General features: G+C 64.9%; 15 protein-coding genes. 7 read left to right on the forward strand and 8 right to left on the reverse strand.

Features of this window, described 5'->3' with window-relative positions; genetic code table 11:
- Nucleotides 1–331: 331 nt before the first annotated feature.
- Both gcvT and gcvH read left to right on the forward strand, forming a co-directional pair.
- Nucleotides 332–1,444: a glycine cleavage system aminomethyltransferase GcvT gene (gene gcvT / locus AB4Y98_RS18505; RefSeq protein WP_025877786.1), complete on the forward strand. Its 1,113-nt coding sequence runs from the start codon at nt 332–334 to the stop codon at nt 1,442–1,444.
- Between the two features lie 94 nt (nt 1,445–1,538).
- Nucleotides 1,539–1,934, forward strand: a complete 396-nt coding sequence (gene gcvH, locus AB4Y98_RS18510) for a glycine cleavage system protein GcvH (RefSeq protein ID WP_025877788.1) — start codon at nt 1,539–1,541, stop codon at nt 1,932–1,934.
- Nucleotides 1,935–2,217: 283 nt separating this feature from the next.
- Here the strand turns inward: gcvH and AB4Y98_RS18515 are convergent, their stop codons facing one another.
- Nucleotides 2,218–2,598 carry a hypothetical protein gene (locus tag AB4Y98_RS18515; RefSeq protein WP_363732084.1) on the reverse strand — a complete coding sequence of 127 codons (381 nt, stop codon included), beginning with the start codon at nt 2,596–2,598 and terminating at the stop codon, nt 2,218–2,220.
- A 112-nt stretch (nt 2,599–2,710) separates the two neighbouring features.
- Here AB4Y98_RS18515 and AB4Y98_RS18520 point away from each other — a divergent pair, with 112 nt between their 5' ends.
- Nucleotides 2,711–3,238 (forward strand): hypothetical protein, encoded by a 528-nt coding sequence (locus AB4Y98_RS18520; protein WP_025877789.1) that lies wholly within the window; start codon nt 2,711–2,713, stop codon nt 3,236–3,238.
- 63 nt (nt 3,239–3,301) lie between these two features.
- Here the strand turns inward: AB4Y98_RS18520 and AB4Y98_RS18525 are convergent, their stop codons facing one another.
- The gene (locus tag AB4Y98_RS18525) at nt 3,302–4,222 is read right to left on the reverse strand and encodes a LysR family transcriptional regulator (protein WP_442244895.1); all 921 of its coding nucleotides are present in this window, start codon (nt 4,220–4,222) and stop codon (nt 3,302–3,304) included.
- Nucleotides 4,223–4,334: 112 nt separating this feature from the next.
- On the opposite strand from AB4Y98_RS18525, the gene AB4Y98_RS18530 reads away from it, so the two are divergent.
- Nucleotides 4,335–5,093: an SDR family NAD(P)-dependent oxidoreductase gene (locus tag AB4Y98_RS18530; RefSeq protein ID WP_442244896.1), complete on the forward strand. Its 759-nt coding sequence runs from the start codon at nt 4,335–4,337 to the stop codon at nt 5,091–5,093.
- Nucleotides 5,094–5,199: 106 nt separating this feature from the next.
- Here AB4Y98_RS18530 and AB4Y98_RS18535 read toward each other — a convergent pair whose 3' ends face one another.
- Entirely contained in the window at nt 5,200–6,600 is a 1,401-nt protein-coding gene (locus AB4Y98_RS18535; protein ID WP_223496209.1) for a serine hydrolase domain-containing protein, read from the reverse strand.
- A 287-nt stretch (nt 6,601–6,887) separates the two neighbouring features.
- Between AB4Y98_RS18535 and AB4Y98_RS18540 the strand changes: the two genes are divergently transcribed.
- Nucleotides 6,888–8,216 carry an NTP/NDP exchange transporter gene (locus AB4Y98_RS18540; protein WP_442244897.1) on the forward strand — a complete coding sequence of 443 codons (1,329 nt, stop codon included), beginning with the start codon at nt 6,888–6,890 and terminating at the stop codon, nt 8,214–8,216.
- A 76-nt stretch (nt 8,217–8,292) separates the two neighbouring features.
- Complete coding sequence (locus tag AB4Y98_RS18545; protein ID WP_223496205.1) at nt 8,293–8,643, forward strand: DUF1304 domain-containing protein; 351 nt, start codon at nt 8,293–8,295, stop codon at nt 8,641–8,643.
- 253 nt (nt 8,644–8,896) lie between these two features.
- Here the strand turns inward: AB4Y98_RS18545 and AB4Y98_RS18550 are convergent, their stop codons facing one another.
- The 3 genes from AB4Y98_RS18550 to AB4Y98_RS18560 form a co-directional block, all read right to left on the reverse strand.
- Entirely contained in the window at nt 8,897–9,364 is a 468-nt protein-coding gene (locus AB4Y98_RS18550) for a hotdog fold domain-containing protein (protein WP_394198017.1), read from the reverse strand.
- Between the two features lie 64 nt (nt 9,365–9,428).
- A complete protein-coding gene (locus AB4Y98_RS18555; RefSeq protein WP_089236501.1) occupies nt 9,429–11,906 on the reverse strand; it encodes an acyl-CoA dehydrogenase in 2,478 nt (825 codons plus the stop codon).
- Entirely contained in the window at nt 11,903–12,820 is a 918-nt protein-coding gene (locus AB4Y98_RS18560) for an alpha/beta fold hydrolase (protein WP_033831779.1), read from the reverse strand. The genes AB4Y98_RS18555 and AB4Y98_RS18560 overlap by 4 nt, the downstream gene beginning before the upstream one ends.
- A 142-nt stretch (nt 12,821–12,962) precedes the next feature.
- Here AB4Y98_RS18560 and AB4Y98_RS18565 point away from each other — a divergent pair, with 142 nt between their 5' ends.
- Nucleotides 12,963–13,565: a TetR/AcrR family transcriptional regulator gene (locus AB4Y98_RS18565; protein WP_025877807.1), complete on the forward strand. Its 603-nt coding sequence runs from the start codon at nt 12,963–12,965 to the stop codon at nt 13,563–13,565.
- Nucleotides 13,566–13,703: 138 nt separating this feature from the next.
- Here the strand turns inward: AB4Y98_RS18565 and AB4Y98_RS18570 are convergent, their stop codons facing one another.
- Entirely contained in the window at nt 13,704–16,460 is a 2,757-nt protein-coding gene (locus tag AB4Y98_RS18570; RefSeq protein WP_363732100.1) for a TonB-dependent receptor plug domain-containing protein, read from the reverse strand.
- A 375-nt stretch (nt 16,461–16,835) separates the two neighbouring features.
- On the reverse strand, nt 16,836–17,690 hold the full coding sequence (locus AB4Y98_RS18575; protein ID WP_230113202.1) for an XOO1806 family protein: 855 nt from the start codon (nt 17,688–17,690) through the stop codon (nt 16,836–16,838).
- Nucleotides 17,691–17,771: the final 81 nt, after the last annotated feature.

Raw genomic sequence — 17,771 nt, forward strand, 5'->3', positions numbered from 1 at the left:
ACATCCACAACCGCTCTTGCCTTCCGTCCCGTCACCGGGAACTCCGGAAGGGAGGGGCAGCGTGGGCGCGCGGGGGTGTCCGCCGCATGGATGCGGCGGCCAAGCCCCCAGGGATGGGTTTACGGCGTCCCCCGCGTGCCCACGCTGCTCCGACCAAGCCGAGAGAACCCAGAGCCGACACGCTTCGGCTTTGCGCTTTGCGCCCTGGCTTGTAGAAAGCGCCCGCCGGCCGCAGGCCGGCCAACATCCCCCCGCTGCGCTGCGGCGCGACCTGCGGCCGACCGATCTGGGATAATGCGCGTTCTTGTTTCCTCTGCTGCCGGACCCGGTCATGACCCAGAAGACGCTGCTCAACGATACCCACCGCGCCCTTGGCGCCAAGATGGTCGATTTCGGGGGTTGGGACATGCCCATCCACTACGGCTCGCAGCTGGACGAGCACCACCTGGTGCGTCGTGAGTCGGGCGTGTTCGACGTCAGCCACATGACCGTGGTCGACCTGCGCGGCGACCAGGTCAAGCCGTTCCTGCGCCGCCTGCTGGCCAACTCGGTCGACAAGCTCAAGGCCACCGGCAAGGCGTTGTACTCGTGCATGCTGAATCCGCAGGGCGGCGTCATCGACGACCTGATCGTCTATTACCTGGGCGAGGACTTCTTCCGCATGGTGGTCAACGCCTCCACCCGCGAGAAGGATCTGGCGTGGCTGCGCGAGCAGGCTGCGCCGTTCAACGTCTCGGTCGAGCAGCGTCCGGACCTGGCGATCCTCGCCGTGCAGGGGCCGCAGGCGCGCGACATCGTCATCGGCCTGGCCCGCGAAGCCGACCGTGAGTCGCTTGGCAAGCTCGGCCGTTTCGCCGCGCTGCAGGTGCAGTCCGACGACGGCGTTGAACTGTTCGTCGCCCGCACCGGCTACACCGGCGAAGACGGTTTCGAGATCCTGCTGCCGCAGGATGCCGTGGTCGCGTTCTGGAACCGCCTGCTTGCTGCCGGCGTGAAGCCGGCCGGTCTTGGCGCGCGCGATACCCTGCGCCTGGAAGCCGGCATGAATCTGTACGGCCAGGACATGGACGAAGCGATCAGCCCCTACGAAGCGGCGCTGGCCTGGACGGTGTCGCTGGACGAAGGTCGCGACTTCATCGGCCGCGACGTGCTGGAGGCGCAGAAGGCGGCTGGCAACGCGCGTCAGATGATCGGCCTGGTGATGGATGAGAAGGGCGTGCTGCGCCATGGCCAGGCGGTCACCACTGCCGGCGGCCAGGGCGAGATCCTGTCCGGCACCTTCTCGCCGACCCTGGCCAAGGGCATCGCATTCGCGCGCGTGCCGGCCGGTGAACTCGGTCAGGTCACCGTCGACATCCGCGGACGTCAGGTGCCGGTGCGGGTGGTCAAGTTCCCGTTCGTGCGCGAAGGCCAGGCCCAGCCCGGCGTGCTTGGCGACGCCTGATCCAATCATGCCGGTCGTCACTGCCAGCAGTGGCGGCCGGTTGGTTACACTAGCCCCGTTTTTTCCACCCCCTGCATATCTCTGGAGCAGTCCCATGAGCGAGATCCCCGGCGACCTCAAGTTCCTCAAGTCCCATGAGTGGGCCCGTGTCGAAGGCAATGGCCGCGTGACCGTCGGTATTTCCGACCACGCCCAGGGCCTGCTGGGTGACCTGGTCTACGTCGAGCTGCCCGAAGTCGGCGCGACCGCCAAGGCCAACGAGCAGATCGCGGTCGTCGAGTCGGTGAAGGCCGCCTCCGACGTCTACAGCCCGATCAGCGGCACCATCGTCGAGGTCAACTCGGCACTGGCCGACAAGCCGGAAACCATCAACGAAGACGCCTACGGCGATGGCTGGATGTTCGTCGTCGAAGTGTCCAACAGCGACGAGCTCAACGAGCTGCTGGACCCGGACGCGTACGCCGAAGGCCTGGAAGACGAAGAGCACTGAGTCGTCGTTTCCCCAAAACGAAAACGGCCACCCTCGGGTGGCCGTTTTCGTTTTGGGGGAGGCTTCGAACTTATGCCGGCCGGTTCGCCGCATGCCATCGCCATGGCATCAGTCGGTGTTGAGCGCGGCCAAAAGGCGTGCGCAGTTTTGCGCAAATCCGCGTTTCCACCCCCGCGGCGGCGCGCCCGGATGTGAAAAGTTTTTGGCCTTGTTGCAGGTCCGTTGTGCTGGCGTTGGCGCGTGCGTTGCCATGCATGGCTGCGTCGCCGGGTGGCGTTCCGCTTCAGACCCCTACATGACGCAGAGTGCTTATTTCAAGTGTTTTTTCTTCGCTGTTCGCGCGCAGTTGATGGCAGCGACGATGCGCGATGCAGTGTTTGCCGGCGCTCGCGGAGGAACATCGGCAGGCGCGGGAAGGGCTTCCGGGACGCGGCGGATGTGAAAATTTTTCGCGGGGGTTGTTGACAGTAAAAAAAACCGTGATTAGGTTTCGCCTCAGCAGACCTTGCCTGCCAAACCGAGTGCGCAGAATCAATCGTCCGATGCGAAGCAGCCCCTCGAAGACCACCGCGATCCTCAAGACGGTGGACATGGCCCCGCTTCCCCCGGAGAAATGCAAGGCGACCCCTGTTCCGATGCCTGCTCCGCCGATCGTGGCGGGCATCACCGCATCCGTAACGGCGCGCCCGACGCGCCGGCGGTCCCCGCACGCAGCATGGGCGGGTTTGATCCACCTGGGCGTTTCAACTCCCTATCACTGACGAGGAGCCATCACCATGGCAACCAAGAAAGCTGCGAAGAAAAAGCCCGCCGCCAAGAAAGCGGTGAAGAAAGTCGCCAAGAAGGCCGCTGCCAAGAAGGCAGTGAAGAAGGTCGCGAAGAAGGCGACCGCCAAGAAGGCAGTGAAGAAGGCTGCCAAGAAGGTCGCCAAGAAGGCCACGGCGAAGAAGACAGTGAAGAAGGCGGCCAAGAAGGTAGCCAAGAAGTCCGCTGCCAAGAAGGCCGTCAAGAAGACCGCGAAGAAGGCCGTCAAGAAGGTAGCCAAGAAGGCCACCAAGAAGACTGCCAAGAAAGCCGCCAAGAAGACCACTGCCCGCAAGCCGGCCAAGAAGGTCGCCAAGAAGGCAGTGAAGAAGGCGACAAAGAAGACCGCCAAGAAGGCAGTGAAGAAGACTGCGAAGAAGGCGACCAAGAAGGCTGCCCCGAAGAAGGCTGCCAAGAAGGTTGCCAAGCGCAAGCCGGCCGCCCGCAAGAAGAAGGCCGCTCCGGTGGCCCTTCCGGCAACTCCGGCACCGCTGATCTAAGTACTTCCCGATAGCCGCACCCTGAGACCCCTTCCCCGACTGCCCAGCGGGGAGGGGGTTTTTTTATGGGCCGTCTGCGCCTGGCCAGCTGCGATGGTCAGCTGCTTCACAGGGAAACCGCTCGACCAGGAAATCCACGAAGCTGCGCAGCCGGGTCGAGTGATAGCGGTCGTGCGCATAGACCACGTGCATGGGCCGACCGTGCCGGCCATGTTCCGGCAGCAACGGGACCAGGCTACCCGCATCGATGTCTGCTGCCAGCAGCAGGCTCGACTGCAGGATGATGCCCTGGCCTTGCAGCGCGGCCAGTCGCAACGCTTCGCCGTTGTTGATCTGCAACCGTCCCGAAGGCGGCGCTGGCAATGCCGCTTCGTTGCCCAGCCAGTGCGACAGCGCAGCCGGATCCAGCGACAGGCATTGATGCTGCTGCAGCTCCTGCGCGTTGTGCGGCGTGCCATGCCGTGTGAGATAGGCCGGTGATGCACACAGGGTCAGCCGGTAGGCGCTGAGCGGACGCGCTACGAGATGCGTGGCGTCGGCCAGCGTGCCGATGCGGATGGCGGCCTCGAATCCTTCATCGGCCAGTTCGACCACGCGATCGGTCAGGACCAGTTCGACACTGACCTCGGGGTAGCGGTCCATGTAGGTCGACAGTGCCGGCACCAGCGCATGCGTGCCGAAGATCACCGGTGCACTGATCCGCAGCTTGCCCGCCGGTGCCAGATGGTGATGCTGTGCCTGCGCATCGGTTTCCTCCACCAGACGCAGGATCTCTTTGCAGCGACCGTAGTAGGCCTCACCGAAAGCGGTCATGTGCTGCCGACGGGTCGTGCGGCTCAACAGCTGCATGCCCAGCCGTCCCTCCAGGGCGCGCAAGTGCTTGCCGGCCATCGTTGCGGAGATGTCCAGCGCCGATGCCGCGGCACTGAGGCTGCCCTTTTCCACGGCCAGCACATAGACCTGCATGCTCTCCAACAGGTTCATCTGACACCCCGGGTTCTGAATGTTGAAACCTCGCCGGAGTTTATCAATCGAGGGTGTTCAAAGAGCATGTCCGCACGGCCAGATGGGCCGGCAGAACCTGGCAGGGCAACACATGAAACTGGATCTTGAAGGACGTACCGCGCTGGTCACCGGCGCAGGCAGTGGCATCGGCGCAGGTGTTGCGCGGTTACTGGCGACGCAGGGTGTGCGCGTGGCGATCACCGCGCGGCGGCAGGCGCCGTTGAAATCGGTGGCGGCCGCAATCGAGGCGGCGGGTGGACCGGTACCCGTCGTGTTGATGGGCGATCTGACCGACGCCGACGATGTGCAGCGCATCGCCAGCGCTTCGCTGCAGGCGCTGCAGCACGTGGACATCCTGGTCAACGCGGCTGGTGGCGCACGGTTGGCCGGGGTGGCCGCAGCAGACGAGGTGTGGGACGAGGCGATGGCACTGAACTTCTCGGCGGCACGACGGCTGACGCAGGCGTTGCTGCCGTCGATGCGGGCCAATGGCTGGGGGCGTGTGATCAACCTCAGCGGGTCGATGGAGCCGCGTGCGGTGAATGCCGCGAGCCCGGCGAAGGCGGCGCTGCATCTGTGGAGCAAGGGATTATCCTGCGACGTAGCGGGCGAGGGCATCACCGTCAATTCGATCGCGCCGGGGCGGATCAACAGCGCGCAGATCCGGGATCGGCTGCATCCCACCGAAGAGAGCCGACGTGAGTTCATCGCCCGCAACATCCCGATGGGGCGTTTCGGCGAACCGGAGGAGGTGGCGCACCTGGTTGCCTTCCTGGCGTCGCCGTTGGCGGGGTACATCACCGGGGCGGTGATTCCGGTGGATGGGGGAATGCACTACTTCGCCCACTAGCCTCCGGCACGATCGGTCAGGGCGTGGCGCCACGTGGAGGACGCGCAGGCGCATACGAAAAGGGCGACCCCAGGGCCGCCCTTCCGCTCACGTCGAGCTCGCCAGCTCAGCGCGGCGAGGCCACCGCGCGGTTGCCCGAGGCACCCTTGCCCTTGCGCTTGTCCTGCTGCGCCGGGGCGGCGCCCTCGGCCATCAGGTTGTCGCTGCCGAAGTCGGTGTCCACGTCCAGCCAACGCTGCGACGGCAGGCCGAGGGCTGCGTCGAGCACGGTCGGCAGCAGGCCGCTGGGCAGGCCGCTTTCGCCGTTCCACATGATGGCGATGCCGAGGTCGCGCTCAGGCACCAGTGCAACAAGGCCACGGTAGCCCTGCACCGCGCCGGCATGGAACACGACATCGTGACCGGCGTAGTCGAAGGTGCGCCAGCCCAGCGCGTAGCCGGCCGAGTGCAGGCGTTCGCGGCGCCAGCCCGAACGCATCTCGCCCGGTGTGTTGATCAGGCTGGAGTGCAGCGTGGCCAGCAGCGGCGCCGGCAGCACGTCCGGACGGTGGCCGGTATGGGCCAGCAACCACTGCGCCATGTCACTGGCACTGGCGTTGACGCCTGCAGCCGGGGCCACGCGGTAATAGGTCGGCTTCGGCGTCAGCGACACCCAGCCGTTGCGGCTGCGCACGTGAGGGCGCGCCCAGCGCGAGCTGGCCTGGATACCGGCCAGACCGAGGCTGGCATCGTTCATGCCCAGCGGCTTGAAGATGCGGCGTTCGACCGACTGCTCGTAGAAGCTGCCGGAGGCGGCATACACGACGTCGCCGATCAGGCTGAAGGCCACGTTCTGGTAGGCGTAGCAGTCGCCCGGCAGGCACTTCAGGCCGGTGTTGGCCAATTTCTGGGTCAGCGCGTAGTACTCGGCGTTGCCTTCGATGTCGCGGTCGTAGGCGTTGTACGGCAGACCGACGCGGTGGCTGAGTACATCGGCCACGGTCAGGCGGTCGGTGGCCTCCGGCGAGTTCAGGCGGAAGCCCGGCACATAGTCGGTGACCTTGCTGTCCCAGCGCAGGGTGCCATCGTTGACCAGCAGGCCGGCCATGGTGCCGGCGAAGGCCTTGGACAGCGACGCCAGGCGAAACACGGTGTGGGCATCGACCGGCAACGGGTTGTTGACGTCGGTGACACCGTAGCCGCGCGCGCTGAGCACGCGGCCGCCCTGCACGATGGCCACTGCCATGCCCGGCACGCGCTCGCCATAGGTGAGCTGCTGCGCCATCGACTCGATGTTGGCGACGTTGAAACCGGCAGCGGGCAACTGCACCTGCGGCACCAGCCCGGTTCGGTAGGCCGCAGGCTGGGTGTGGGCGACGGCGCCACCGGCGGCGGTTTCGATGTTGGTCGGCATCGGCGGCAACGCCGGCGGGGTCTGCGCGGTGGTGGACAAGGCAAGGGGCATCAACATGCCCAGCAAACCGGTGGCCGCCGAACGGATCGGACGACGCAGGCTGTTCTTTTTCATCGGTTGGAACCCGTGCGCGACTGCTGGGGATGATTCTAGCGCCGCTTTTCGCCTGTGCACAAACAAAGCGAAGATGAATGCGCATCTCGTTGAAAAAGTTGGATTTTTGACGCCAGAAAAGCGTGTATCACAAGGTGTCTGCCGGGCCGGTCCGTGACACTGCGTTGCAGCCATCGGCGCCGCCTGCGCTGGCGATGTTGCAGTGCATTGGATAACGTACGCGCTTCACTGCCCCCGGAGCTTGCCATGCCGCTGTCCAACCGCCGTTTGCGGGCGAGGGGAGCCGCGTGAGCGCGGCGCGTGAAAGCGGGGCATTGAAGGGCCTGGTGGCCGCGCTGCGGGAGTCGCCGGCGCTGTGGTGGTCGTTCCTGTACTTCTTCTGCCTGCTCAGCGGCTACTACGTGCTGCGCCCGGTGCGCGAGGCGATGGCCGCTTCGGCCGACCTGGAGACGGTGTTCCCGGCGGCGTTGATCGCCTGGTTCGCCAGCCATGGCATCGCCCTGAAGGACTTCGTCCTGCAGTTCCTGTTCTCCTGCGTGTTCGTGATCATGCTGGTGCTGCAACCGGTCTATGGATGGCTGGTCAGCCGCTTCCCGCGGCGGGTGTTCCTGCCGGCGGTGTACGGCTTCTTCATCGCCACCCTGCTGGGCTTCTACGCGTTGTTCGACAGCGGCGTACCCGGGCGGGGCATGGCGTTCTTCTTCTGGATCACCGTGTTCAATCTGTTTGCGGTCGCGGTGTTCTGGAGCTTCATGGCGGATGTGTTCTCCAATGCGCAGGCGCGGGCCTACTACGGCTACATCGGTGCGGCCGGCACTGTTGGCGCCTTCCTCGGCCCGATCATCACCAGTGCGCTGGTGCAGCGGGTGGGCATCGCCAACCTGATGCTGGTTTCGGCCGGCTTCCTGGTCGTGTGCCTGTTGTGCATCTGGCGCCTGCGGCACTGGGCGGTGCTGCGCGAGCGTGAGCAGCAGCTGGTGTCGGGCGAGCAGCCGATGGGTGGCAGCGTGCTCGATGGCGTGAAGCTGATCGTGCGCGAGCCCCTGCTGGGCTGGCTGGCGATCATGGTGGTGTTCGGCGTGGGTGTCGGCACCTTGCTGTACAACCAGCAGGCCAGCATCGTACGTGCCTCGTTCAACGATGCAGGCGCTGCCACAGCCTTCTTCTCGCGCATCGACCTGGTGGTGAACGCGCTGGCGCTGTTGATGCAGCTCGGGCTGACCCGCTGGTTGCTGTCGCGCCACGGCATCGCCCCGGCGTTGCTGATTCCCGGTTTTGCGATCCTGATCGGCTTCTCGGTGCTGGCCGCATCGCCGATGCCGCTGATGGTGGCGGTGGTGCAGGTGATGACCCGCGCCAGCGAGTTCGCCCTGGCCAAGCCGGCCCGCGAAACCATCTACACCCGCGTGGACCGGCAGTGGCGCTACAAGGCCGGCGCAGCGATCGACACGGTGGTGTACCGCGGCGCCGACCTGACCTTCGCCTGGCTGCACAAGGGGCTGTCCTTGTTCGGTTCGCACGTGGTGTTCATCGGTGGTGTAGCCGTCGCCGGGTTGATGACCCTGGCGGCGTTCGGCGTGCTGCGCGAAGAGAAGAAGCTGCCGCGCGACCGTTGATTTTCCAGGGGCGGATCCCTGTCCCGCAGGGGAAGGGATCCGACCCCATTCTCCATCCTTGTCCAAGGAACTGCCCATGTACTGGATCGCGCTCGTCCTGACCCTGCTGGTCGCCCTGCTGCACGTTTATTTCCTGGTGCTGGAGATGTTCCTGTGGACCCGGCCGCTGGGCCTGAAGACGTTCCGCAATTCACCGGAGAAGGCGGAGACCACGCGCGTGCTGGCGGCCAACCAGGGCCTGTATAACGGCTTCCTGGCGGCGGGCATCGTGGTGGGGCTGATGCTGGCGCAGCCGGTGCTGGTGACGTTCTCGCTGGTGTGCGTGGTGGTGGCGGGGTGCTATGGCGCCTACAGCGTGAGCCGGCGCATTTTCATGATCCAGGCGGTGCCGGCGATCCTGGCGTTGGTGTTTCGCGCACTGGCGTGATTTCCGGCCAACGGCGCAGCCCCTCGTGGGTTGGTCGCGTAGAGCTTGTCATGGGGTTGGTCGGGCGGGTTGGGTTCGCGGGGGACGCCGCAAGTACGTCCCTGTAGGCTTGGCCGCGGCATCCATGCCGCGGACACCCCCGCGAACCCCACCACGTACTTGCGGCGTCCCCGCCTGGCCCCAGCCCTCCGGCCCAACCCATGACCCGCATCCAGCGACCAACCCACGAGGGGCTGCGCCGTTCGCGGGAACACTACTTCGCCGGCGACACCCACATGTCGATGACCGCGCTGAACACCTCCGTTCCCGCGCGGTCGCGGACACTCACCGTCACCGGCAACGCATAGCCTTCGGTCGCCACCACGATCGGCTGCGCCGGCAATGCCGTCGCCTGCAGCGTGCCGCGCGCCTTGGCCAGGTACTGCACCTGCATGCCCTTAGGGATCCAGCGCATGCCCTTCGGCAGCGACGCGTCGACCATCAGCCCGGCGGTCAGCTCGGCCAGGTTGCACATCGCGATCGCGTGCACCGTGCCGATGTGGTTGCGCACCCTGCGGCGGTCGGCCAGCGTGCCCTCGCAACGGCCGTTCTCCAGGCGCGTGATGCGCGGGGCGATGCTGGCGAAGTAGGGTGCCTTGAAGCACACCGCGCGCGAGAACAACCAGTTGCCGGCAGGCCAGCGCTGCAGGCGGTGGTAAAGCGTAAGCAGTGGAGCAGACATCGGGTGTCTCCCTAAAGAAACGGCGGACCGAAGTCCGCCGTTGTCGTTCACATGGTGGCTGTGATCACGCGGCCTGCGACTGCGCGCCCTTCTGTTCGCGCTTGTAGTAGCCCGCCGAGCGCAGCTCTTCCGGATCGAAGTCGTCCACGGTGATGGTTTCCAGGGTGAGCGTGCGCAGCTCCTCGAGCAGGGTGCGTTCGTCCTGGGTGATCACGCCTTCGGCCACGGCCTCGTCCAACTGGGTGACGAAATCCAGCGCTTCGATGCCCTTGGTCTTGAGCGCCTTGATGAACTTGCGCTCCACCGGCTCGGCCATGATCGCCTTGCTCAGGTAGCTGTTGATGCGGCCACCCGGGTTGTTCTCGCACGGGGTGAGGAACACGCCGCTGGCGAGGCGGTCGCGGGCTTCGTTCGGTGCCATCAGCAGCGCAGCCACGCGACGGCTCAGGCGGTCGCCCGGGGCCTCGGCACGACGGCCCAGCGGGAAGATCAGCGCCCACATCAGCCAGCCGATCGGACGGATCGGGAAGTTGCGCAGGGCCGCCGACAGCGATTCCTCGATCTTGTGCACGCTGTCATGGAAGGCCCAGGCCAGCAGCGGCTGGTCGGCCTGCGGCGCACCTTCGTCGTGGTAGCGCTTGAGCATGGCGCTGGTCATGTAGACGTGGCTCAGCACGTCGCCCAGGCGACCAGACAGCGATTCCTTGAACTTCAGCTTGCCGCCCAGCGTCATCATCGAGATGTCGGCCATCAGCGCCAGGTTGGCCGAGTAGCGGTCCAGCTTGCGGAAGTAGCGGCGGGTGTAGGCATCGCCCGGGGCAGCGCCGAAGCGCGCGCCGGTCAGGCCGAACCAGAACGAACGCACGGCGTTTGAGATGCCGTAGCGGATGTGGCCGAACAGGCTGCGGTCGAAGTCCTGCAGGCCGGCACGGGTGTCCGGATCCTGCGCAGCCTTCATTTCCTTCAGCACCCACGGGTGGCAGAGGATCGCACCCTGGCCGAAGATCAGCAGGCTGCGGGTCATGATGTTGGCGCCTTCCACCGTGATGGCGATCGGCGCGGCCTGCCAGCTGCGGCCGGCGAAGTTGCGCGGCCCCAGGATGATGCCCTTGCCGCCGATCACGTCCATCACGTCCGAGATCACTTCACGGCTCATGTTGGTGCAGTGGTACTTGGCGATCGCCGACGGCACCGACGGCACGTCACCGCGGTCCACAGCGGCAGCGGTGGCCTGCGACAGCGCGCTGATCTTGTACGCCTTGCCACCAATGCGGGCCAGCGCTTCTTCCACGCCTTCGAAGCGGCCGACCGAGAGGCCGAACTGCTTGCGGATACGCGCGTAGGCACCGGTCACCACCGCGCCGGCCTTGGCACCGCCACTGGCGGTGGAGGGCAGGGTGATCGAGCGGCCGACGGCCAGGCACTCGTTGAGCATGTTCCAGCCCTTGCCGGCCTTCTCGGCGCCGCCGATCAGCTGGGTCAGCGGGATGAAGACATCCTTGCCACGGATCGGGCCGTTCTGGAAGGTCGAGTTGAGCGGGAAATGGCGACGGCCGATTTCCACACCGGCGGTGTCACGCGGCAACAGGGCCAAGGTGATGCCGATATCGCGGGTGGTGCCGATCAAGCCATCCGGGTCGTACATGCGGAAGGCCAGGCCGATCAGCGTGGCCACCGGGGCCAGCGTGATGTAGCGCTTGTCGAAGGTGAGCTTGACGCCGAGGACCTGCTCGCCGTTCCACTCGCCCTTGCAGACGATGCCGTAATCGGGGATCGAGGTGGCGTCCGAGCCGGCGAACGGGCCGGTCAGGCCGAAGCAGGGCACTTCGCGGCCATCGGCCAGGCGCGGCAGGTACTGGTCTTTCTGTTCCTGGGTGCCGTAATGGTTGAGCAGCTCACCCGGGCCCAACGAGTTCGGTACGCCAACGGTGGAGCTGACCACGCTCGACACTGATGCCAGCTTCTGGATCACCTTGTGGTGGGCCAGCGCGCTGAAGCCCAGGCCGCCGTATTCCTTCGGAATGATCATGCCGAAGAACTTGTTCTTCTTGATGAAGCTCCACAGCTCCGGCGGCAGGTCGGCATGGACGTGGGTGATCTCCCAGTCGTTGACCATTTTGCACAGCTCTTCGACCGGGCCATCGAGGAAGGCCTGCTCTTCAGCAGTCAGCTGCGGCTTGGGGTAGTTCAGCAGGATGTTCCAGTCCGGGTCACCGGTGAACAGTTCGCCTTCGAAGCCGACCGAGCCGGTTTCCAGGGCGATCCGCTCGGTCTGCGACAGCGGCGGCAGCACTTTGCGGAACACCTTCATCATCGGGCCGGTCAGCAGCGGCTTGCGGATGAACGGCAGCAGCAGCGGCACGACGATCACGGCCAGTACGGCGGCAGCGACGATCGTGGCGGTCTGGTTGACGTAAGGAATGAACCAGCAGGCGACCAACAGGGCCACGCTGATCAGCGTCCAGGTCAGCAGGCGCATGCGGTGGTAGGCAACGAACGCGCCTGCCAGCAGCAGGGCGAGGAAGGGAATGACGAGGCTCATGAGCGTGCTCCGGTGACGTGCTCGTTTATGGCGGACGAAGCTGCAGCATCCGCTGCGGGCAACACGTCCAGATAGTCCAACACAGTAGCGGTAAAGGCGTCGTTGTCATCACCGGCGACCATGTGCGTGGCCTGCGGCAACTGTACGTGGCGTGCGTGTGGCGCCAATGCCAGGAATTCGGCCACCGTCTGCGGGGTGACCAGGTCGCTGCGGCCACCGCTGACCAGCAGCAGGGGGCACTTCACCTGGCGCGCGGCCTCGGCCAGTGCATCCTGGTGCTGCTCGCTGTCGCGGGCCAGCTCGGCCACCAGGCGGGGGTCCCAATGCCAGCGCCAGCGGCCATGGCCATCTTCGCGCAGCAGGGCGCGCAGTGAATCCTCGGATTTGCGCGGGCGGTGCGGCACATAGGCCGAAATCACATCGGCAGCCTGCGACAGCGAGGCGAATCCTTCCGGGTGCGCGGTCATGAAGGCGAGGATGCGTTCGACGCCAGCGGTATCCCAGCGCGGGGTGATGTCCACCAGCACCATGGCCGAGAACAGCCCGGGCCAGCGCGATTCGGCCAACAGGCCGAACAGGCCCCCCATCGAGGCCGCCACCAGCACCGGCGGTCGCGGCTGCTCGCCGGCAAGCACGATCAGGTCATCGGCGAACTGCTCGCCGTGATAGGCCAGATCGGCTGCATTCCAATCGGAATCGCCATGACCGCGGGCGTCGTAGGCCAGCGTCTGCAGGCCAGCGGCCGACAGTGCTTTGGCCGTGGTTGTCCAAGCATGGCGGGTCTGGCCAAAGCCGTGTGCGAACAGCACGCGCCCGCGACGGCCGGAGGTGCTGGCAGTTGCAGCCAGCGAGGCGCCGTGGGCAGCCTCCAGGCGCAGGTCATGGAATGCAGCGGGAGTAGGGGACATAACCATACTCGTTAGTATGGATTGCTTCTGCAGGAAGTCAATACTGCACGGTATGGTGCGCTGCAGGAATCCCTTCTGGCCCGGTTGTCGACGGTTTCGGCCGCAACCGCGTACTGCAACGAACCCCGGCGTATGGTTAAATCAGCAAATGAATCAACCTGACGCTTCCGCCGGCGAACCGCGTGCCGGCCGCAACAGCCGCCTGAGTGCCGAAGACTGGGCCCAGGCGGCCCTCGATTTGATTGCCGAGCAAGGTGTCAGCGCCGTCGCGGTGGAGCCGCTGGCGCGCCGCCTTGGCGTGACCAAAGGCAGTTTCTACTGGCACTTCCCCTCGCGTGATGCGCTGCTGCAGGCCGCGCTGGAACGCTGGGAACTGTTCGAGCAGGAACAGGTGTTCGGCAGCCTGGAAGACGTGCCGGACCCGCGCGTGCGCCTGCGCCAGCTGTTCCAGATGGTGGCGCACGAAGTACAGCCGCACATCATCTACAGCGAGTTGCTGAAGGCGCTGGACCATCCGATGGTGCGGCCGGTGATCGACCGCGTGTCGCAGCGGCGGCTCGATTACCTGATCGCCTCGTTCCGCCAGGCGGGCCTGAGCTCGACCGATGCACGCCATCGCGCACGCCTGGCCTATGCGGCGTATGTGGGCTTCCTGCAGTTGTCGTTGCAGCTGCAGCAGCCCAAGCAGGCGCGCGAGGACTTCGAAGCGTATGTCGAACACCTGATCGACACGCTGATTCCGAACGGCTGAGGCGTTCTTCATCGCTGGATGCAGAAAGGCCGCGGCAATGCCGCGGCCTTCTTCTTTGGTGTTGACGCCAGCAACGTACGTACAAAAAACAACGGCCCCTTTCGGGGCCGTTGCTGCATCAGCTGATCACTGGATCGATCAGAACTTCTGCTTGTACTGCATGTACATGTAGCGGCCCGGCAGGTCGTACTGCGGGTCGAACATGTTGTACGAGGTCGAGTACGAGACCGGCGGCTGCTTGTCCCATGCGTTGTTCAGACCCAGCATGATCGTGCCCTTCCACGGGGTGTTGTAGCGCACCTGGATGTCGTGGTAGGTGGTCGATGCCATGTGGTTCTTGCCGTTCTGGCCGTCGGAGCAGTAGCCCACCAGGTCGGAGTCGCGCACCGGATCGAACGGACATTCTTCGGTCATGCCCGACTTGTAGCGCAGACCGTAGTTCACGCCGAAATCACCGTAGGACCAGTCGACGTACAGGTTGGAACGGATGCGCCAGTACGGATCCTGGTCGAGGTAGCGACCGGCACGGCCGTCGACCGGAGCATCTTCGGTGGACTTGGTGTCCCACTTGGACAGATAGGTGCTGTCCCAGCTGACGGTGAACTGGCCGAACGAGGTTTCCGGCAGCTTGTACAGGACGCCCACATCCCAGCCTTCCACCTTGTACGAGGACAGGTTCTGCAGCGGCATGTCGACGTTGGTGATGGTATAGCGCTGGGTCGCGGTGCCGTAGGTCGGGTCGCGGGTGATCAGGCCGCAGTAGGCTGCCTGTTCCTGCGGTGAACCACCGTAGCAGCGATCCATGATGTCGCCGATCGCCGGACGGGTGATGGCGTCTTCGACCTCGATCTGCCACCAGTCCACGGTTACGTTCAGGCCGGTAACGAAGCTCGGGCTCCACACCAGGCCCAGCGTCTTGCTGGTCGAGGTTTCCGGCTTCAGATCAGGGTTGGACTTCCAGGTGAACGCTTCCGGCGTCTGCTTGTTGGCGCCGCTGCCGGCACCCGGCTGCTGGAAGTTCGCCGGTACGCCTTCAGCAGCGCACTGCGCAGCCACCGCACCGGTGCGACGACCGCTGGAGGCCGAGCACGGATCGGCATAGGTTTCGAACGAATCGGCGTCGCCGCGATACAGGTTGTTGATGCTCGGCGCACGGAAGCCTTCGGAGTAGTTACCACGCACCATCAGGTCATCGATCGGCTTCCAGCGGAAACCGAACTTGTTGTTGGTGGTGTTGCCGAAGTTGCTGTACTTCGAGTAGCGCGAAGCCACGCTGAAGTCGAGCAGCTTGGCACCCGGCAGGTCAGCCAGCACCGGGATCGACAATTCCAGGAAGAACTCGTCCAGGTCGTAGGCGCCCTTGGTCGGTGCCGCGCCGTTGCCGGTGCTCAGGCCAGCGGCAATGAACGCGTCCGGATCGAACTGGCCACTTTCCTTACGGCCTTCATAACCTGCTGCGAAGCCCAGCGCACCTGCCGGCAACTGCACGATTTCACCGGAGATGTTGGCGTAGTAGCTCTTGGAAACCAGGCTGGCCGAGTCATGCGCGGTGAAGGAGGCGTAGTCCAGTGCTTCCTGCGAGATCGAGCCCAGCCCGCCCAGCGGATTCATCGGCACACAGCCCGGAATGACAGCGCCGGCTGCGGTCAGACAGACGGCCTGGCCACCCTGCATTGCCGACGGGCCATAGGCTTCGTTCAAGCGCTGGACGTTGAACAGGCCGTAGGTCAGGTCGTTCTGGTCGGTCTTGTCGTAACGGTAGCCGACGTCCCAGTCGAAGTTGCGGTCGGCGAATTCGAAGAAGCCCTCGAAACCACCGTAGAAGTGCCAGTTCTTGACGTTCTGGTTGAACGAACGGCCGCCGGTTTCATTGAAGCGGCGATTCACGCCGGTCAGGTCCTCGCCGAACGGGTTGTACATGCTGCTGGCGCTCAGGCGACGGCCGGTCACCGGCATCGCCGCGAGCAGCTGCTCGGACTTGCGCTCGTTGTACATCGCCTCGGTACGGAAGGTGATGTTGTCGGTGACGTTGTAGGAACCGGTGGCGAACAGCGAGGTGCGTTCCTGCGGGGTCAGCAGGTAGTTGTCCGGCGAGGTGTTGTAACCATGCACGTCGCTGTCGAACGGGGTCTGCACGCCGTTGATGAGTACATAGCGCTCGTCATCGCGGATGTAGGAGCCCGGGATACCGGTGCTGCTCTGGCCGCCGAAGAACGGCGGGCCACCGGCTGAGATCTTGCGATCACCAGCCATCACGGTGCCTTCCTTCACGTAGGACACGCCGAGCACCAGCGACGCGCGGTCGGTGGTGGTGCCGATGGTGAAGTCGGCCGCTTCGCGCTCGCCGTCGCCCTGGCTGTACTGGCCCTTGTAGAAGTTCGCTTCGGCGCCGTCGAAGTTCTGCTTGGTGATGATGTTCACCACGCCGGCGATGGCATCCGAACCGTAGATGGTCGAAGCGCCGTCCTTCAGGACGTCGATCCGCTCGATCATCGCAACCGGGATGGTGTTGAGGTCGACGCTGCCATCCAGGCCGGTGGTCCAGCGACGGCCGTTGACCAGCACCAGGGTGCGTTCGGCACCGAGGTTGCGCAGGCTGATGCCGGACGTACCGTCGCCGCCATTGTTGAAGGTACGGTTCAGTGCGGCACCGTTGGCGGCAACGCGCTGCAGGATGTCGGCGACCGAGGTCACGCCCTGCTTCTCGATGTCGGCGCGGGTCAGGCTCAGGACCGGCTGCGAGGTTTCGATATCGGTGCTCTTGATGCGCGAACCGGTTACCGAAATGCGATCCAGGTTGGTCGCTTCCTGCGCCTGGGCTGTTACGGACGTCGCCGCACCGGCGATCAGCGCGACGACGACAGCGTCACGCAGCTTGTTGGACTGGAAATTCATTGGCTCTCTCTCTCCAAGAAATCTTGGCTGGGGTAGTGCCTGCGCGGCGGGGCCAAAAAAGAAGGCTCCAAAATCGCGAGGCTGAATCGATAGTAACGGCCCTTCGCCAAAAATTAAAGCTGTGTTAATTCACACTGTGGTTACACATGAATGCGCCTTGATTTCTTTTATTTCAACGAGTTATCGGGATGTGCGAAGAGGCGCAACCGCGCCTGCCTGCCCTTGAAGCACAAAAAAGTTTCAGTTGATGCATGTCGTGATGTATCCGTTTGTAACGGATGAGTGCTTTTCGCACTTGACAGATGCGTCCAGAAACAATTCGGGCGCCCCAGGGCGCCCGATGTTGAACACTGCTTGTTACCAGTCGATGAGCGGCTACAGATCCTGCTCGTAGCGCACGTACGGCACGGTGCCGTCATCGTTGCTTTCGTTGCGCGGGGAGAACGGGTTCTTGCCGCGGCTGATGACGTTCTCCGCGCCGACGGTGAGCTGGCCGGACCACGGGGTGCGCCAGGTCAGGCCGATGCCCAGGCCTTCCCATTTGCCGGGCTTGCCGGGAACGTCAACCACGCGACCGATGATGCTGCCACTGAAATTGCCGTAGCCGGCGCCCAGGCTCAGGCTCTTGCTGTCCCAGCGGTCGACGATGGCCGGCGAGGCGTCAGCCAGGGGTACCAGGCGTGCCTTGGCATACGTGCCGGCGATGGAGACAAAGCCTTCGCGACCGATGTTCTTCTGTGCGAACACCGTCAGGTCATTCTGTTCGGCGCGCAGCGAGGGAGTCTTGCTGGGCGTCGCCAGCCAGGCGGGCAGGGTCTCGCGGCCAGTGCCGGCAGTGATTCCCAGGCGGCCGGTGCCACGGTTGAGCGCGGCGGTGCCGGTCAGGCGCCGGTTGGAGCCGATGGCGTCGTCCTCGTCGCCCAGGCTGGCCAGCATGCAATGGCTGGCCAAGCCGCTGATGCTGGAGCCGCTGCTGCTGTTGCACAGCAGGCCCAGCGAGTCGCCCGAGGAAAGGCCGAACGCAGCATCGAGCGAATTGCGGCCGAAATGCCAGCGTGCGCCGACGGCCTGTTCACCGGTCGGTTCCAGATACAGCAGGGCCTCGACCTTGCCACTGCCCTTGTTCCAGACCGGAATCACGGTGCGGGTGTCCTTGCTCTGCGCATGCACGCCCGTGATCGCGCCAAGGGCGATCAGCAGGGCCAGCGGTAGACGCAGGAAGGTACGCATCGGACCAGTTCAGACAGGGACGGACAGTGAAAGTTCCCGCTGGGGCGGGAACTCGATCCTAGGGTGTTTATGAATTCTTAA

It is taken from the genome of Stenotrophomonas sp. 2YAF26, assembly GCF_052114625.1.
GTDB lineage: Bacteria > Pseudomonadota > Gammaproteobacteria > Xanthomonadales > Xanthomonadaceae > Stenotrophomonas > Stenotrophomonas indicatrix.

Bases quoted from the DNA above. Each gene is read 5' to 3' on its own strand.
- AB4Y98_RS18515 (WP_363732084.1), bottom strand. From the start codon at position 2,598: ATGCCCGCCACGATCGGCGGAGCAGGCATCGGAACAGGGGTCGCCTTG.
- AB4Y98_RS18560 (WP_033831779.1), bottom strand. From the start codon at position 12,820: ATGGTTATGTCCCCTACTCCCGCTGCATTCCATGACCTGCGCCTGGAG.
- AB4Y98_RS18530 (WP_442244896.1), top strand. From the start codon at position 4,335: ATGAAACTGGATCTTGAAGGACGTACCGCGCTGGTCACCGGCGCAGGC.
- AB4Y98_RS18520 (WP_025877789.1), top strand. From the start codon at position 2,711: ATGGCAACCAAGAAAGCTGCGAAGAAAAAGCCCGCCGCCAAGAAAGCG.
- AB4Y98_RS18550 (WP_394198017.1), bottom strand. From the start codon at position 9,364: ATGTCTGCTCCACTGCTTACGCTTTACCACCGCCTGCAGCGCTGGCCT.
- AB4Y98_RS18525 (WP_442244895.1), bottom strand. From the start codon at position 4,222: ATGAACCTGTTGGAGAGCATGCAGGTCTATGTGCTGGCCGTGGAAAAG.
- AB4Y98_RS18555 (WP_089236501.1), bottom strand. From the start codon at position 11,906: ATGAGCCTCGTCATTCCCTTCCTCGCCCTGCTGCTGGCAGGCGCGTTC.
- AB4Y98_RS18535 (WP_223496209.1), bottom strand. From the start codon at position 6,600: ATGAAAAAGAACAGCCTGCGTCGTCCGATCCGTTCGGCGGCCACCGGT.
- AB4Y98_RS18565 (WP_025877807.1), top strand. From the start codon at position 12,963: ATGAATCAACCTGACGCTTCCGCCGGCGAACCGCGTGCCGGCCGCAAC.
- AB4Y98_RS18545 (WP_223496205.1), top strand. From the start codon at position 8,293: ATGTACTGGATCGCGCTCGTCCTGACCCTGCTGGTCGCCCTGCTGCAC.
- gcvT (WP_025877786.1), top strand. From the start codon at position 332: ATGACCCAGAAGACGCTGCTCAACGATACCCACCGCGCCCTTGGCGCC.
- AB4Y98_RS18570 (WP_363732100.1), bottom strand. From the start codon at position 16,460: ATGAATTTCCAGTCCAACAAGCTGCGTGACGCTGTCGTCGTCGCGCTG.
- AB4Y98_RS18575 (WP_230113202.1), bottom strand. From the start codon at position 17,690: ATGCGTACCTTCCTGCGTCTACCGCTGGCCCTGCTGATCGCCCTTGGC.
- gcvH (WP_025877788.1), top strand. From the start codon at position 1,539: ATGAGCGAGATCCCCGGCGACCTCAAGTTCCTCAAGTCCCATGAGTGG.